Annotated in this window: 17 protein-coding genes; 7 read left to right on the top strand and 10 right to left on the bottom strand. The window is 63.8% G+C overall.

From position 1 onward, the window contains the following. Positions 1-267: 267 nt before the first annotated feature. Positions 268-1,212 (top strand): VirK/YbjX family protein, encoded by a 945-nt coding sequence (locus ACWGS8_RS11280; protein WP_454580995.1) that lies wholly within the window; start codon positions 268-270, stop codon positions 1,210-1,212. 196 nt (positions 1,213-1,408) lie between these two features. Here ACWGS8_RS11280 and ACWGS8_RS11275 read toward each other — a convergent pair whose 3' ends face one another. Then, positions 1,409-2,941 (bottom strand): alkaline phosphatase family protein, encoded by a 1,533-nt coding sequence (locus ACWGS8_RS11275; RefSeq protein ID WP_454580994.1) that lies wholly within the window; start codon positions 2,939-2,941, stop codon positions 1,409-1,411. Between the two features lie 233 nt (positions 2,942-3,174). Between ACWGS8_RS11275 and ACWGS8_RS11270 the strand changes: the two genes are divergently transcribed. Beyond that, the gene (locus tag ACWGS8_RS11270) at positions 3,175-3,756 is read left to right on the top strand and encodes a histidine phosphatase family protein (RefSeq protein WP_454580993.1); all 582 of its coding nucleotides are present in this window, start codon (positions 3,175-3,177) and stop codon (positions 3,754-3,756) included. A 168-nt stretch (positions 3,757-3,924) separates the two neighbouring features. Here the strand turns inward: ACWGS8_RS11270 and ACWGS8_RS11265 are convergent, their stop codons facing one another. From ACWGS8_RS11265 to ACWGS8_RS11250, 4 genes are all read right to left on the bottom strand, one after another. After that, positions 3,925-4,326, bottom strand: coding sequence for a VOC family protein (locus tag ACWGS8_RS11265; RefSeq protein ID WP_454580992.1), 402 nt, complete (start codon positions 4,324-4,326; stop codon positions 3,925-3,927). Positions 4,327-4,422: 96 nt separating this feature from the next. Beyond that, a complete protein-coding gene (locus ACWGS8_RS11260) occupies positions 4,423-5,475 on the bottom strand; it encodes a sigma-70 family RNA polymerase sigma factor (RefSeq protein ID WP_454580991.1) in 1,053 nt (350 codons plus the stop codon). A 42-nt stretch (positions 5,476-5,517) separates the two neighbouring features. Beyond that, positions 5,518-6,264 carry an SDR family NAD(P)-dependent oxidoreductase gene (locus ACWGS8_RS11255; protein ID WP_454580990.1) on the bottom strand — a complete coding sequence of 249 codons (747 nt, stop codon included), beginning with the start codon at positions 6,262-6,264 and terminating at the stop codon, positions 5,518-5,520. A 346-nt stretch (positions 6,265-6,610) separates the two neighbouring features. Further along, positions 6,611-7,501, bottom strand: a complete 891-nt coding sequence (locus ACWGS8_RS11250; protein ID WP_454580989.1) for a LysR family transcriptional regulator — start codon at positions 7,499-7,501, stop codon at positions 6,611-6,613. Between the two features lie 103 nt (positions 7,502-7,604). Here ACWGS8_RS11250 and ACWGS8_RS11245 point away from each other — a divergent pair, with 103 nt between their 5' ends. From ACWGS8_RS11245 to ACWGS8_RS11230, 4 genes are all read left to right on the top strand, one after another. Beyond that, positions 7,605-8,399 (top strand): SDR family NAD(P)-dependent oxidoreductase, encoded by a 795-nt coding sequence (locus tag ACWGS8_RS11245; RefSeq protein WP_454580988.1) that lies wholly within the window; start codon positions 7,605-7,607, stop codon positions 8,397-8,399. A gap of 144 nt (positions 8,400-8,543) precedes the next feature. Next, positions 8,544-9,134 carry an NADPH-dependent F420 reductase gene (locus tag ACWGS8_RS11240; RefSeq protein WP_454580987.1) on the top strand — a complete coding sequence of 197 codons (591 nt, stop codon included), beginning with the start codon at positions 8,544-8,546 and terminating at the stop codon, positions 9,132-9,134. Positions 9,135-9,211: 77 nt separating this feature from the next. Continuing rightward, a complete protein-coding gene (locus ACWGS8_RS11235; RefSeq protein ID WP_454580986.1) occupies positions 9,212-9,625 on the top strand; it encodes a YybH family protein in 414 nt (137 codons plus the stop codon). A 176-nt stretch (positions 9,626-9,801) separates the two neighbouring features. Beyond that, entirely contained in the window at positions 9,802-10,011 is a 210-nt protein-coding gene (locus tag ACWGS8_RS11230; RefSeq protein WP_454580985.1) for an SDR family oxidoreductase, read from the top strand. Positions 10,012-10,177: 166 nt separating this feature from the next. On the opposite strand, the gene ACWGS8_RS11225 is transcribed toward ACWGS8_RS11230, so the two are convergent. The 5 genes from ACWGS8_RS11225 to ACWGS8_RS11205 all read right to left on the bottom strand — a co-directional run bounded on the left by ACWGS8_RS11225 (position 10,178) and on the right by ACWGS8_RS11205 (position 13,688). Further along, positions 10,178-10,930: a pseudouridine synthase gene (locus ACWGS8_RS11225; protein WP_454580984.1), complete on the bottom strand. Its 753-nt coding sequence runs from the start codon at positions 10,928-10,930 to the stop codon at positions 10,178-10,180. Between the two features lie 93 nt (positions 10,931-11,023). Further along, positions 11,024-11,848, bottom strand: coding sequence for an alpha/beta fold hydrolase (locus ACWGS8_RS11220; protein ID WP_454580983.1), 825 nt, complete (start codon positions 11,846-11,848; stop codon positions 11,024-11,026). Next, positions 11,838-12,326, bottom strand: a complete 489-nt coding sequence (locus ACWGS8_RS11215) for an SRPBCC family protein (RefSeq protein WP_454580982.1) — start codon at positions 12,324-12,326, stop codon at positions 11,838-11,840. Before ACWGS8_RS11215 ends, ACWGS8_RS11220 begins: the two co-directional genes overlap by 11 nt. Continuing rightward, positions 12,323-12,658, bottom strand: a complete 336-nt coding sequence (locus ACWGS8_RS11210) for an ArsR/SmtB family transcription factor (protein ID WP_454580981.1) — start codon at positions 12,656-12,658, stop codon at positions 12,323-12,325. Before ACWGS8_RS11210 ends, ACWGS8_RS11215 begins: the two co-directional genes overlap by 4 nt. A gap of 148 nt (positions 12,659-12,806) precedes the next feature. Further along, positions 12,807-13,688 (bottom strand): aldo/keto reductase family oxidoreductase, encoded by an 882-nt coding sequence (locus ACWGS8_RS11205; RefSeq protein WP_454580980.1) that lies wholly within the window; start codon positions 13,686-13,688, stop codon positions 12,807-12,809. 93 nt (positions 13,689-13,781) lie between these two features. On the opposite strand from ACWGS8_RS11205, the gene ACWGS8_RS11200 reads away from it, so the two are divergent. After that, on the top strand, positions 13,782-14,687 hold the full coding sequence (locus ACWGS8_RS11200; RefSeq protein WP_454580979.1) for a LysR family transcriptional regulator: 906 nt from the start codon (positions 13,782-13,784) through the stop codon (positions 14,685-14,687).

Here is a 14,687-nt window from a genome sequence, read left to right as displayed (position 1 = left end):
CACAGGGCCAGCGTCATGTGGATCAGGGCCAGGCGAGGGCGAGCGCCGCGGCGATCTTCCGGTCTTGGCCTTGGCCCGGTTGCGCCGCCACCGAGATGATTGCGACGAAGAGCGGAACGTCGCGTCGAAGACCACGCGCGAGCAGGTCGACCTTAGTGGCTCCCTTACGAATTCGTATATCCGCGGCGAGGTGGCGGTAAGTTACGACATCCAAAATTGAGGTCATCAGTTGCGTTTGACTGATACGTCCGACCGAGAATACAGCAAATGATGATTGCCATGGGCGCTGCGCGGCCATTACGGCCAACAGGCCCAATAAAACGGTCGCCCTCCAAGTTTCGGCGCAAGCTGAACAATTGGGTGCATGAAAAGAAATGGGCGGCGCTTCGGTGGATGTTCCGGCGCGATATCGCCGCCATCCGGTCGGCCCTCGGTGTTGAGCCGTTCACTGCAATCCTTGCTCAATATCCCGACATTGCGCTGAAGCCGGTTCGGCCGTATCTCGCCGCCAATTTGATGCGTATCCATCGTTGCGCCGCCGTCATTGGTCACTACGCCGCGGCAGCGCGTCTTTTGACCGACACCGCCCTGGTCGAAAGTCACACGCGCGGTCGTCGTCTTTTGGCAATGCCGACCGTTGCCGGTGAAGTCACGGTGGAACTGACGGGCCAGGCAGGTCTGTACCGAGAGGCGGAATGGCGCCTTCTCCTGCGCCTGGAAGGACGTCCCGTCATCGAAATGGGGCTGGCGATTGTGGACCGGTCGCTTCTACAACTCGATGGCGGTGGCAACATTCTCTATATTGGCGCGCTGAAGTCGATGTCGACCGGTGCGCAAGGTCTCGAGGATTCCCGGATACTGACCAAAGCCATGGAAGGTCTACGACCGAAAACCCTGCTGCTCCTCGTCGCCCAGAATTTGGCATCCTCCCTCAAACTGCGTGGCCTTGTCGCGGCGTCAAACGCAGGCCACGTCTTTTCGAGGGACTATGCTTTGCGCCGCCGCATCACCGCGGACTATGACAGCTTTTGGGTGGAGTCCGGGGGTAGGCCAGTATGCCGGACGATGTATGCCTTGCCCCTGGCGAAGGTTCGGCGCGACCCAGCCGACTACAGGCCGAACAAACGGGCGCAAATACGCAAGCGTCAGCGCCTCGAGGTCGAAATCGTGCGTTGTGTCAGCGAATCCGTCAGGCCTTTGCTGCGCGGCTGAACGCCTCGGTAAGGTCGACCGGCCACCAAGCGTGCCCGGCGGCCAATTGTGGAACGGTATGATCCTCGGCTTAGAGCGTTTCACCGTTTCATGGAAACGGCGAACCGCTCCAACTCTTTGTTTTGACGCAAATTCCCAAGGGAAAGCGCTACGCGCTTTTCCCGGGAAAACCGCTCACACTTTTCCTGGAATTGCTCTAGAACGGTGCCGCCGGCAGCTCCTGGGTGCCTTCGAGCTTCACAGCCTGGAGTTCGTTGGCGTCATAGCCAAGAGCCCGCAGGATGGTGGGAGCTACCTGCGTCGTCTGCACCAGAGCTGGCACCGACCTCGGCTTGAGCGAAGGACCGCTGATGAGAAGCGCCACGTTGCGATCGTTCACATTGGCGCCACCGTGCTCGGCAATCTTCGAGCCGGATGTGTAGACCACACCCGGATTGACCGTCGCTATGAAGTCCGGCGTACGGCTGTCGGTGGCCGGATCCTGATAGGCGAGAGCAAGGGCATTCGGGGGCTGGATCTGGGCGATGCCTTCGGCCTTGCTCGATTTCTCGAGATAATCCTGCGCGGCCGCGAGGTTTTTGACCCTGTCTTGCGGTTTGAGCCAGATCAGCGCGGCGTCGTCGGCGATGTGGAAGGCATAGCCCGGTGTCTTCGTATAGGGATCATCGTCCAGTGGCTGGAACGACGCCGGGTCGATGGGCGACTGGCCATGCTTCGAGGCAAGGATGATCAGGGTCGAATTGGCGAGTTTGTTGTCCTTGAGTGCGGCCATCAGTTCGCCGACAGCGCCATCTACATAGGCGAGCTGCCCGGCGAGACCATTGCCAGGCGTGCCGCTGGCATCCAGATAGCCGCCGACCAGACCGGCCTCGTCGCCAGGACCGGCCTTGGGAAGCTTCTGGCCCACGCTCACCGCCTGGAAATTCATGCCGAAAAGCGTGGGAACCGCCGCGGGATGCGAGCCGGTGCTGTCGAGGCCTTTGATTTCGTTGATCACCGCCTGGACCCGCGCTTCATCAAAGTCGCGCTCGGCCTTGAAGCTGCCCGTCGTCTTGACCTTCGTGCCGGGGATCAAGCTGTCCTGTTCCAACGCGTAGAGGTCGTCGACGCCTTTGCCCGAAGGTCCGTTCAGCCATTCATAGGCCGGGTGCTTGTCGGACCAGGCCGTGCGGCCGCCATGCGCTTTCACGATTTCGAAGACGTTGTTGACCCGCACGAAATCATGCGGATAGACCACCGAGCATTTGCCGTTGATCAGCGTCATCGGCAGCTTTGCCGGGTCGATCTGGCTGCGGTAATCGCCTGGCTTGCCGCCACCATCAAGGCGCGTCGAATCGACGTCGATGTTCTCGGCGAAGGCCACCTCGGCACCCGGCTCGCCCTTGCAGTCCGAAGCCGGCGCGAAATAGGTGCGGTCGTAGCTGTCGTCGTAGAACACGCCCGTCGATTTGGGTGTGCCGCCGGTTACCTGTGCCACAAGGCCGGGAAACGAGTCGGACGGGGCGCTGGCGAGCGCATTCGGATAGAAAATCCCGGTATCGGCGAGAGCGGCGAGCGAGCTTTTCGGATTTGTGGCGACATAGTTTGCCAGATCGAGCGCATGAAGCCCGTCGATGCTGATGAGCAGTACGTGCTTGTAGGGTGCGGCGATGGCGCTGGAACTGGACAGCGCGCCAGCCAATGCTGCCGTCAGCGTGCCCGCAGCCAACGCCAGAGATAGTGTTTTCATTGAAGTGTCCCTCGTCTCGCAGCCCGCGATGGATCAAGGATAGGCGGGTGGACATGACAGGTTCGTGAAACTCGTTGGCAAAGGACCTTACGGATTGGTAAGCCAGCGGTGATGCACAAGGACCGCCGTCACCCAAGCTGCGCGAAACGCAGGTGGCGAAGCGGTCGCCGGGCCTTTCGCTCTTTCGCGCCGACCGCTACAGCTTTGGCCGACATCAACGAAGGGCCGAGCGCATGAGCAGCGTGCTACCGCAAATCCATCTGGTCCGGCATGGCGAGACGGCGTGGAGCCTTTCTGGGCAGCATACCGGCCGCACCGACATGCCCCTGACGCCTGCGGGCGAGGCCGCGGCGCGGGGGGTGGCGGAGCGGCTCAAGGGCCTGTCGTTCTCGGCGGTGTGGTCGAGCCCCTCGCAGCGCGCCTACAACACCAGCGTGCTGGCCGGCTTTGGCGCGGCAAGCGTCAGAAACGACGATCTGCAGGAATGGGACTACGGCGCCTATGAGGGGCGCACGACCAAGGACATCCTGGTCGAGCGGCCAGGCTGGAACGTGTTTCGCGACGGCTGCCCGCAAGGTGAGACTGCAGCCGATGTCGGCGCTCGCGCCGACAGGATCATCAGGCAGCTTGGCGAAGCTGGCGGCTCGATCCTGATCTTTTCCAGCGCGCATTTCCTGCGCGTGCTCGCCGCCCGCTGGCTCGGCCTGCCGCCGGAAGGCGGCGCGCTGTTCGTGCTCGACACGGCCAGCATCAGCGTGCTCGGCTACGAGCATGATCTGAGCGAGCCGGTCGTGCGCAAATGGAACCTGAAGTAACGGGCATCGCTGCGGGCCACTCGCGGGAACGCTCATCGCTTCGTCATCCACGGGTCTGCGCCGCGTCGCTGCGCTCCTTGCTTCGCCCGTGGATGACGAACGCGGGGAGGCTTCGGCCGATTCCCGATGCAGGCGCTGAACCAACTCGAAACCGACGCAGCCCGCCCCCTACTTGTCGAACTTCCGGATCGCTTCCGCGGTCACCGGCGTGAAGAAATTCACCAGATTGCCGTCGGGGTCGCGGAACAGCAGCGAGCGGTTGCCCCAGGGCATGGTGGTCGGCTTTTGCACGGTCACGTTCCCGATCGTGTCCGACAGCCGGGCGAATTCGGCATCGACATCGCCGACGCGGAATTCAAGGATGGCCGTGTGGTTGTCGGCGGGGCGGGCGATGTCGCCGCCGAACAGCATCAAGGTGCGCGTGCTGCCGATCGCCAGCGTGCAGGAAGGTGTCGCGAGTTCCGCGAAGTCCTCCGTGTAGACCGTCACCGGCATGCCGGTGATCTCGCCGTAGAAGCGCACGAGGCGCTGAACGTCCGAGGTGATGATGCGGACAGAGACGAAATTCATCATTGGCTCCTTGATTGCTGAAGCCGCGGCCGGGCTCCCGATCGATCCATAGACCAGGCCTCCTGCCAGCTTTGTGTCAGGAGAGGATTGCGACGGCTACGCCTCCGGTCCGGACCAGACCGGCGGCAGACCGAACGCGGCGAACAGGTCTGCCCCGAGCGGGCCGACATAGACCGTGAGCGATACGATGCCGCCATCGGCCGGCTCGAAAACGTGGAGCGACTGGGCGCGCCATTCCGACTCGTGATGGTGGCGCGCGTAGATCGCGACCGCCGGCTGGCCATTGGCCCGTGTCGCGACAGGGAGATAGCCGGCGAAATTCCCCCACACGGTCCTGAAGAAACCGTGGATCGCCTGATGTCCCCGATACCAGTCGCGCCATGGCGGCATGTGGTAGGTGGCGTCCTCGCGCAGCAGCGCGATGAAGCCGTCGAGATTGTTGGCCTGCCAGGCGCTGATATAGCGTTCGAGCAGCGCACCTTCCTCCGGGTTGGGCTGCGATCGCTGCTGGGGGCGTCCCTGCGGATAGCGCAGCGCCAGCGTCGCGCGCGCCCGCTGCAGGGCGCTGTTGACCGAGGCGGTCGAGCCGCCCAGCAATTGCCCGGTCTCCAGCGCCGTCCAGCCCAGCACGTCGCACAGCAGGAGGGATGCGCGTTGCCTGGGCGGCAGCAGCTGGATGGCGGCGACGAAGGCAAGCCGCACGGCCTCTGTTGTCTCGTAGCGCGCGTTCGGGCCGGGCTCGCCATCGGCAAGGTCCGGCAGCTCGGCGTCGGGGTAGGGCTCCAGCCAGGAGAGCTCGGCGGCCGGCCCGGCGGCGGCGCGCCCTTCGCTCGGCGGTCGCGCGGGCTCTTCGAGGATGCGGTGCGCCGACGCCCGCGCCTTGATGGCGTTGAGGCAGGCGTTGGTGGCGATCGTGTAGAGCCAGCCGCGCGGCGAGCCGCGCCCGTCGAATTGCGCGCGGCCGCGCCAGGCCTTGAGGAACGTCTCCTGGACCAGATCGTCGGCCTCGTGCAGCGAACCCATCATCCGGTAGCAATGCAGCTTCAGCGCACGGCGATGGGCCATCGTCAGGCGCTCGAAGGCGGGCCGATCGAGGATCGGCCCGCCTGTCGGGGCCAGCGGCTCAAACGGGCCGGGAGCGTCTGTCATGTCGAGCCTGCCATGCGGAGTTCGCCTTGCATCCTGCGCGCCTCATGCCGCAGCGGCAAGGCCGCTGCCGCTCACCGTGAAGGCGATGCCCGGCACCTTGCCACCGGCGAGCGCCACCACGGCCCGTCCGACATCGGCGGGCGTCTGCACATCGCTCATGCTGGCCAGGAAATCCGCCGGGCTGATGCCGAGATAGGCGGAGATGCTCGAAATGCCGCGCTGGCCGACGCCGGTGCCGGCCATGATGCGCATCGGCGCCAGCGCCATGAAGCGCAGGCCAAGGCCAAGCCGGTCGGCCTCCTTCTGGCTGTGGGCGGCAAGGAACATCTGCATTTGCTTGGCGCCGGAATAGCCGCCGGAGTTCGGCGGGCCGCCGCTGAATGCCGCGCCGCTGGAGATCAGCACCACGCGGCTGCCCGGCTTCAACCGGCCCTGAAGTGCTGCCCTGCAGAACAGGAACGATGCCTTGACGTCCGTCTCCCAATTCGCCGAGAACTCGTCCCAGCTCTGGTCCTGGATGCAGGCCGATGGGGCGAGGGCGCCGGCGCAGATCACCAGCACGTGCGGCTCCAGCGCGGCGAACACCGCGTCGGGCGCGGTCTCTTGCGTGGCGTCGGCGGCCAGCGTCCTGACTTCAGACCTTTCCCAGGCGAGCTCCTTCAAGGCTTCCGCGCCGCGGGCGACGGCAAGCACATTCGCGCCTTCGCCGAGCGCGGCTTCCACGATCGAGCGGCCGACACCCCGGCTGCCTCCGACCACGACGACATTTTGACCTTTCAACGATCCCACGGATCACCTCGCTTTTCCGGCCCGGACAATTCCGGCGCCTATGGATGAGGACAGCGCGAGTGGATGGAAATCATCGGTGCGCGGTGAAGAAATCTCTCAAGTGGCCTGCGGAGCCGGCGTGTCGCAGACGTTCTGGTCAACGGAAGATCGTTGCGAGAAGATGCACGCCGTTACGCCCAAGCCGGACCGGGCGAGCCGCATAAAAAGTCAGCCGCCCAATGAGTGCAACTCTTCAGTCGCTTGTTGCCAATGTCGGGGGAAAAATCATTGCAGCCGTCAAACGGGGGCACCAAACGTTAGATTCTATCCACTAGTAGGCAGTTCAGACAATCGCTGAGCAGCTTTCCTAAGTCCGTGGCGCAATGGCCTCCGCGAAGAAATCGGTCACTTGGCGCACACGGGCCGGAACGAACCGGCGTTTGGGCCAGACGAGGCTAATATTCCTGATATCGCTCATAAAATCGTCAAGGATAGTGATGACATCGGGATGGCGGAGTTCATCAGCAAGAGAAACCTTGGCGAACAGGCCAATTCCAACACCGGCCAGAACCGCGGCCCGTATCGTTTCGACACTGTTGGACGAGAGATTCCCCTGAACTCGCACGCTGAATCGACCTTCTGGCCCCACGAAAGGCCAATTTGCCACCTCTGCTATGCCGCCATACAGGAGGCAGTTGTGGTCAACGAGCTCTGCGGGGGTCTTTGGCAAACCATGGCGCTCGAAATAAAGACGGGACCCAACGCATACAAGCGGGGTGCTCGCCACGCGCCTGACGACCGCGTCGGGTTCGTCGACGGGGCCCACGCGTATCGCCAAGTCAATCCGATCTTCCACCATATCGCGTACGAAATCCGAGAGAATGAGATCCACCTGAAGGGCGGGATGAAGCGACAACAACTCGGGTATCAGCGGCAGGATATGCAGGCGGCCAAATGTGGAGGCAGCGCTGATTCTGATCAGGCCCGAAACAGTCTGCGTGCTGCTCGTGAGTTCGCTATCGGCATCGTCGATTTCATCAACGAGCGGCTTCGTCCGGTCATAGTATCGCTGCCCCTGATCCGTCAGGGTCACGCTGCGGGTGCTCCGATTGAACAGCGCCACGCCGAGGCGTTTCTCGAGCGCGGCGATTGCCTTGCTGACAGCGGGCTGTGACTCGCCGGTCCGACGCGCAGCAGCCGAAAAGCCGCCCGATTCGACCACCGCGATGAAGGCACTCAACTCGTGAAATCGGTCCATTCTATTCTCCTCAGGCATCAATCTTATGGAGATCCGCGTTATTATCAATGTTTCCCGCATGACCTAAATGAGGCTTCTACCAACGCTTGAAAGGGAATGCGCCATGAATATCGATAGTACCGGACGCAAGGCGATCGTTACTGGGTCTACGGCGGGCATTGGCCGAGCCATTGCCGAAGGGTTGGCGCGTGCGGGCGCCTCGGTCGTCATCAACGGTCGCCGCGAGGACAGGGTCGCCGCAACGCTTCGCGAATTGCGCGCGCTTTTCCCGAAAGGCGAATTCGTCGGTGTCGTCGCCGATCTTGCGACCCCGGAGGGCGCGGCGGAGTTGTTCGCTCAGGCCCCGGATGCGGACATTCTCGTCAACAATGTGGGCACTGGGCGCGCGAAGCCCTTCTTCGAAATAGGCGACAGCGAATGGATCGATCTCTTCCAGCTGAACGTCATGAGCGGCGTTCGCGCCTCCCGCCACTATGTGCCGAACATGATGAAGCGCGGCTGGGGTCGCGTCGTCTTCGTCAGCAGCGAGTCCGCGCTCGCAATCCCCGTGGATTTGATCGACTACGCCATGACCAAAACCGCTCAGCTCGCCATTGCGAGGGGCTTGGCCGAGGTCGTCGGCGGAACGGGGGTCACCGTAAATTCGGTGCTTCCGGGTCCGACAAATTCGGAGATCATGGGCGGTTGGATGAAGGCGGCCGCGGAGGCGCAAGGCATTACGCGTGAGGAAGCCGAGCAGCAGTTCCTCAAAACGACGCGCCCGTCAACGCTCATCAAGCGCTTTGCGACAACCGAAGAAGTCGCAAACCTTGTCGTCTATGTCTGCTCGGAGCAGGCGTCGGCGACAACAGGCACGTCCTTGCGTGTCGACGGCGGTGTCGTTCGCACAATCGCATAAGGCAACCCGCCTTTGGCTCGCTTGAGCGGTGCCGAGAAGCGCCAAAGCAAATTGGTCGCCTCTCGGAGCGGACAACAGCTCAAGTCAGATGTGCCTTGCGTTCGTACGCGTATTTCCAATTCAAGCAGCGATCCGGAGGATCTTATGAACTATGCGATTATAGGTTTTGGTGCCATCGGCCAAGCGCTTGCCCGGGCGTTCGCCCGTAACAACATTCAAGTCTCCGTCGCGGCCCGGCGACCGCTCGAGGCGATCGCGCCACTGGCCAAGGCGATTGGGCCGACAGTGACCGCGAGTTCACTGCAGGACGCGCTCAAGGCTCAGACCGTCATCTTAGCGATCCCTTTTTCGGAAATTGCTGGGCTTGCTTCCACAACAAACTGGAACAGAAAAACGGTCATCGACGCGACAAACGCGATCGACTTTCCCGATTTCACCCCGTCTGACTTGGGCGGAAAATTCTCCTCAAGCATCGTTCAGGAGACCCTAAGTGGAGCGCAGGTGGTCAAGGCCTTCAACACAATACCCGCAGCAATTCTTGCACAGAGCCCCGAAGAAGATGGGGGGCGCCGTGTCGCGTTCTTGTCTGGCGACGATCCTGACGCCCGCAGGGATGTCTCCGCGCTAATAGACGACTTGGGCTTCGCACCAATGGACCTTGGATCGCTTCAGGACGGCGCGCCCCAGCAGTGCTTCCACCCTCTTTGGGCGAAAAATCTGATCCTCAAGGGCTAATCCAATGCCCTGCCCGCCAGTTTTTCCCCGACCTCTGGCGGACTGCACCGGTTCGCAAATAATGGAAAGGCGTCAATATGACTGTGAACACCCGAGAGCGCTCTGCTATCGAGTCAACTATCCTTGCATATTTCCAGGCGCTGAACGATGCCAACATCGACGCTATACTTGATCTTTATTTTGAGGATCCGGTGATGTTGCCATTTCTCCAACCCGCCGTCGCAGGGGCCAACGCTGTTCGAGCAAACTATGAAAGCACTTTCCAACGCATCCGCTTTGAGGTGCAAACCACAATCCAGGAACTTGTGGAGATGTCACCGGAATGGGCCTACGTGCGTACTGATACTAGCGGGATCTTCACACCAACTAGGACTGGAGAGGGCGCTCCGGCTGCTTTCCATGAACTCTTTCTTCTGCGAAAGATGGGCAATGAACATTGGCAAATCGCGCGGTATAGCTTTTCCCCTGCCGGCGCCCTCCCACCCATCTAGTCAGCGGGTCAACTTCAGCGTCATGACAACTCCAGGTATTTAGCTCATGCCCCCCGGCGTCAGGCGGACGAGTATGCTGATCCCATCAGGTTTAGTCGGGCGTCCGAAAGAAGATAGGCGAAGCTGTTGCCAGCGTCGTCCCTGGTCCAACGAATTCGGAAATCATGGGCGGTTGGATGAAGGCGGCAGCAAAAGAGCAAGGCATTACGCAACAGGCAGCCGAGCAACAGTTCTTGAAGACGATGCGCCTGATATCGCTCCTCAATCGCTTTGCGACAACCGAAGAAGTCGCAAATCTGGTCGTCTATGTCTGTTCGGAGCAGGCGTCGGCGACAACAGGCACTTCCTTGCGTGTCGACGGTGGCGTTGTTCGGACGATAGCGTGAGGGGCCGATCTAAGCGCGCATGACGCGGCTCCGCGAAGGGGGCAAGGCTTATCGGTTCCCTCGCGGGGTAGACTACAGCTCAATCCGAGCAAGCCTGCATTCTAACGCAAACTCCGCACGGAAAAATGAGCCTGGCCGCTCGCGGTCTGGCCGGCGGGACGTTTGCTCAGCCGCCCAGCAGCGCCAGCTCCTCCGGCGTCAAATGCCGCGCCGTGCCCTTGGCGAGGTCGCTTAGGGGCAGCCGGCCAATGGCGATGCGGATGAGGCGCTTGACCTCGATGCCGTGCGCAGCGAGCAGGCGGCGGATGTGGCGGTTGCGGCCCTCGTCGAGCACGACCTCCAGCCAGGCTGTGCGACCGCCGCTGCGCAAAAGCGCGATCGAATTGGCGGTCAGGGTCTCGCCATCGACGGTGACGCCCGCGCGCAACGTCTCGAGCATCGCTTCGTCGGGCACCGTGCCGACCTGCACATGATAGGTCTTGGGCAGATGCGAGGCGGGGTCCATCAGCCGGTTGGCGAAATGCGTGTCGTTGGTCATCAGCAGCAGGCCTTCGCTGGCCTTGTCGAGGCGGCCGACCGGCGAGACGAAGGGCAAATCGAGCCCCGCGAGGCAGGCATAGACGGTGTCGCGCTGCTGCGGGTCGTCGCGGGTGGTGACCAGCCCGCGCGGCTTGTTGAGCATGACATAGACCTTGCGCTTGGCAACGACTTGCGCGCCGTCGACGACGATGCGGTCGCGGTTCAGGTCGACGCGCAGCGCGGCATCGCGCACCACTTTGCCGCCGACGCGCACGCGACCCTCGGCGATCAGCACCTGCGCCTGCGTACGCGAGCACAGGCCGAGCTTCGAGAGCGCCCTGACGAGGCTGACGCCTGGCGGCTTGCCGGGTCTGCCGGCGGGGGGTGGTCGTGATGCCATGCTCATCCGGATTGGTCGGTTGCATCAGACAGATGGCACGGGCCGCGACGGCTCCGCAAGCCGCAACACCACTGCGCTGAAGCGGCTGGCCGCTCAATCCAGCCCGTTGAAAAACGCCGTCAGTACCGGCGCATGCGCGGCGGGCTTCAGCATGTGGTTCTGGCCTGTCAGCGTCTGGTAGCGCGCATTGGGCAGCGCCTGCGCCAACGCCTTGTTGCCGTGGCGCATCCATGGCGGGCTTTTTCCGCCGTCGGTCACCAGCGTCGGCACGCCGAGCGTGGTCCAGCGGGCGGGATCCAGCGGCTTGCCGAGCTGGTCGCCGGCGACGATGGCGCCGTCGTAGGGCAGCGTATGCGCCACTGCCTTGAGCTTGCGCCAGATCGGCGTCAGCTTCATGACCGCGATCAGCAGGCCGGGCATGCCGACCGATTTGAGGAAGGCGCCCACGGCGTCGCCGCGCCGGTTGTCGGCGATGGCTTGGCGGATCGCTGCCCAGTCGCCTTGCGTGGTCGCGCGGCTGTCGTCGACGATCAGCGGCGCTTCGTAGAGCGCGAGCCTCCTGATGCCGGGCAGGCGGGCTGCCGCCATCAGCGCCAGCATGGCGCCGGAAGACATGCCCCAGACATAGGCTTCGCCGCCGGCCGCCCGCAGCACGGCCTCGATGTCATCGACCTCGCGCTCGACGGCGTAAGGCAAGGTGTCGCCGCTGTCGCCACGGCCACGGCGGTCGTAGCGAAACACGGTGAAACCGCCTTGCAGCGCCTTGGCCAGCGGGCCGCTCGGCCCCATGGCGCGCGAGCAGAGCGCGCCGTCTACGAGGATGAGCGGATGGCCCTGGCCGCGCCGTTCGCAGGCGATCGGCGTTCCATCGCGCGACAGCACGGTTTGCGCGGTCGGTTTGGCACTCTCAGCCAGCATGGTCGGCTCCCCTGCCTATCAGCTGTTCCAGCCGGTCGAAGCTCTGCATCCAGCCGCTGCGCATGCCGAGTGCCAGCAGGCGTTCGCGGTCGGCGGCAGTCGCCAGCATCACCTCGAAATGGACATGGGTGCACGCGCCGTCGGGCGTGAAGCTCACCGTGTGGCGGCTCTGGCCCGGCGGCTTGCCTGCCCATTCGCGGATTTCAGGATCCGGTTCGTCAAGGTAGCTCAGCCTGACGTTCTCGACGATTTCGAGATAGCTGCCCTGGTTGCGGTAGAGCGCACCACTGGGCGTCAGCATGTCGATGCGCCAGCGGCCGCCGACGCGCACGTCGAGCACGCAAAGGGGAATGGTGCAGTCCCTGACGCCCCACCATTGCGCCACCAGGAGCGGATCGGTCCACAGCCGGAAGACGCGTTCGACCGGCGCGTTTAAAATCCGCTCGATGGCAAAGCTGCGCTCGGCGGGCGTACTCATTCCGGCCTGTCCGCGTCGCGCCGCAGCAGGTCTTCCATGCGGTCGAAGCGGCCTTCCCACAGCTTGCGGTAGTCGTCGAGCCAGCGGTCGATGTCGCGCAGCGGTCTGAGCTCGATGCGGCTGAGATGTTTCTGCGCGGCCCGGCTGCGGGTGACGAGGCCGGCCTGTTCAAGCACGCCGACATGTTTGGAGACCGCGCGGACGGTGAGCGCGAAGGGCTGCGCCAGCTCGGCAACCGAGGCTTCGCCATCGAGCAGCCGGGCCAGTATCGCCCGGCGTGTGGGATCGGCGAGGGCGGCGAATGTGTCGTCGAGGGAGAGCGCAGTCGTCATTATGGAACCAATTAGTTCTGGAACTAAATGGTTCTATAAATGGTTTGACCTAGGCCGTCAACGCGCTTTGCAGAGTCGAGAGAGTTTGGGGTGAGTGCACTGCCGAGGAGGACGTTCCCACCCCGGCAGGGAAATATCGCAGGAAATCTCAGGCGGCCGCCTTCTCGTCGGCTATGCCGTTCAGCACGGCGAGCGCGTCGGCCGGCAGGTCGAGTTCGGCCGCTGCCAGGTTCTCGCGGAGATGACTGAGCGAGGAGGTGCCGGGGATGAGCAGGATGTTGGGCGCGCGGCGCAGCAGCCAGGCGAGCGCCACCTGCATCGGCGTCGCGCCGAGTTTGCGGGCGACATTGGCGAGCGTGTCCGACTGCAGCGGGGTGAAGCCGCCGAGCGGGAAGAACGGCACATAGGCGATGCCGTCGGCGGCAAGCGCGTCGATCAGCGCGTCATCTTGGCGATGCGCGATATTGTACTGGTTCTGCACACAGACGATCTCGGCGATGCTGCGCCCCTGGGCGATCTGGGTCGATGTGACATTGCTCATGCCGATATGGCGGATGAGGCCCTGGCGCTGCAAATCGGCGAGCGTGTTCAACTGCGGCTCGAGCGATCCTTCGGCGGGACCGTGGATGCCATGCATCGAGCGCAGGTTGACGACCTCGATCACATCAAGCCCGAGATTGCGCAGATTGTCGTGGACGGCCTCAGTCAGTTCCTTGGGCGACATTGCGGGAATCCAGGATGCATCGGCGCCGCGCCGGGCGCTGACCTTGGTGACGATGGTGAGGTTGGCAGGGTAGGGGTGCAGCGCCTCGCGGATGATCTGGTTGGTGACGTGCGGGCCATAGAAATCCGATGTGTCGATGTGGTCGACGCCGCTGGCGATCGCCTCGCGCAGCACGGCAAGGGCTGCGTCGCGGTCCTTCGGCGGGCCGAAGACGCCGGGGCCAGCCAGTTGCATGGCGCCGTAGCCGAGGCGCTTCACGGTGCGGTCGCCGAGTTTGAAGGTTCCAGCCTTGCTGATGTCGGTCATGGTCTCATCTCCTTTGGATCGGCCCAATGTAGACAATGCGCGCCTGCGCGATAATATGGTGCAATCGGTACAGCCTGTACGGAAAGGCGAACAATGGCGACGGATCTTGGAGACCTGCAGGCGTTCATGGCGGTGGCGCGCGCCGGCGGCTTTCGCGAGGCAGCCCGTGTGGGCAATGTCAGCGCCTCCAGCCTCTCGGAGACGGTGCGGCGGCTGGAGACCGGGCTCGGCGTGCGGCTGCTCAACCGCACGACACGCAGCGTCGCGCCCACGGAGGCCGGCGCGCGGCTGCTCGAGCGGCTCGGCCCGGCGCTCGGCGAAGTCGAGGCGGCGCTCGACGTGGTCAACGGCTTTCGCGGCCGCCCGGCCGGCACGCTGCGGCTCAACGTGCCGGTCGTCGCGGCGAAACTGGTGCTGCCGCGCCTGTTGCCGCCCTTCCTCGCCGCCTATCCCGACATTCGCGTGGAAGTGACCGCTGAGGACAGTTTCGTCGACATATTGGCGAGCGGCTGCGATGCCGGCATCCGCTACGAAGAGCGGCTGGAGCAGGACATGATCGCCGTGCCGATCGGCCCGCGACGGCAGCACTACGCCACCGCCGCCGCACCGGCCTATCTCGACCGGCATGGCCGGCCCGACCACCCGCGCGACCTGCTGCATCACGCCTGCCTGCGCGGCCGCTTCGCCAGCGGCCTGACGCCGCCCTGGGAGTTCGAACGCGACGGCGAGGTGGTGAGCGTCGAGCCGACCGGCCCGTTGCTTGTCAGCACCGGCACGGCCATGGCGCTGGCGCTCGAAGTCGCGGTCGCCGGCGGCGGCATCGTCTCGCTGTTCGAGGACTGGCTGCGCCCCTATTTCGACGATGGCCGGCTGGAGCCGGTGCTGGAGCCCTGGTGGCAGGAATTCTCCGGCCCCTTCCTCTACTATCCCGGCCGCCGCCTGACGCCGGCGCCGCTGAGGGCGTTCATCGATTTCGTCGGCGGGATGCGCTGGGGGTGA

The sequence above is a fragment of the Mesorhizobium sp. 43Arga genome (genome assembly GCF_053714255.1).
This window is presented reverse-complemented; position numbering and strand designations above follow the sequence as displayed.

Bases quoted from the DNA above. Each gene is read 5' to 3' on its own strand.
- ACWGS8_RS11280 (WP_454580995.1), top strand. From the start codon at position 268: ATGATGATTGCCATGGGCGCTGCGCGGCCATTACGGCCAACAGGCCCA.
- ACWGS8_RS11240 (WP_454580987.1), top strand. From the start codon at position 8,544: ATGAACTATGCGATTATAGGTTTTGGTGCCATCGGCCAAGCGCTTGCC.
- ACWGS8_RS11235 (WP_454580986.1), top strand. From the start codon at position 9,212: ATGACTGTGAACACCCGAGAGCGCTCTGCTATCGAGTCAACTATCCTT.
- ACWGS8_RS11275 (WP_454580994.1), bottom strand. From the start codon at position 2,941: ATGAAAACACTATCTCTGGCGTTGGCTGCGGGCACGCTGACGGCAGCA.
- ACWGS8_RS11210 (WP_454580981.1), bottom strand. From the start codon at position 12,658: ATGACGACTGCGCTCTCCCTCGACGACACATTCGCCGCCCTCGCCGAT.
- ACWGS8_RS11245 (WP_454580988.1), top strand. From the start codon at position 7,605: ATGAATATCGATAGTACCGGACGCAAGGCGATCGTTACTGGGTCTACG.
- ACWGS8_RS11270 (WP_454580993.1), top strand. From the start codon at position 3,175: ATGAGCAGCGTGCTACCGCAAATCCATCTGGTCCGGCATGGCGAGACG.
- ACWGS8_RS11205 (WP_454580980.1), bottom strand. From the start codon at position 13,688: ATGACCGACATCAGCAAGGCTGGAACCTTCAAACTCGGCGACCGCACC.
- ACWGS8_RS11220 (WP_454580983.1), bottom strand. From the start codon at position 11,848: ATGCTGGCTGAGAGTGCCAAACCGACCGCGCAAACCGTGCTGTCGCGC.
- ACWGS8_RS11225 (WP_454580984.1), bottom strand. From the start codon at position 10,930: ATGGCATCACGACCACCCCCCGCCGGCAGACCCGGCAAGCCGCCAGGC.
- ACWGS8_RS11200 (WP_454580979.1), top strand. From the start codon at position 13,782: ATGGCGACGGATCTTGGAGACCTGCAGGCGTTCATGGCGGTGGCGCGC.
- ACWGS8_RS11260 (WP_454580991.1), bottom strand. From the start codon at position 5,475: ATGACAGACGCTCCCGGCCCGTTTGAGCCGCTGGCCCCGACAGGCGGG.
- ACWGS8_RS11215 (WP_454580982.1), bottom strand. From the start codon at position 12,326: ATGAGTACGCCCGCCGAGCGCAGCTTTGCCATCGAGCGGATTTTAAAC.
- ACWGS8_RS11250 (WP_454580989.1), bottom strand. From the start codon at position 7,501: ATGGACCGATTTCACGAGTTGAGTGCCTTCATCGCGGTGGTCGAATCG.
- ACWGS8_RS11230 (WP_454580985.1), top strand. From the start codon at position 9,802: ATGAAGGCGGCAGCAAAAGAGCAAGGCATTACGCAACAGGCAGCCGAG.
- ACWGS8_RS11265 (WP_454580992.1), bottom strand. From the start codon at position 4,326: ATGAATTTCGTCTCTGTCCGCATCATCACCTCGGACGTTCAGCGCCTC.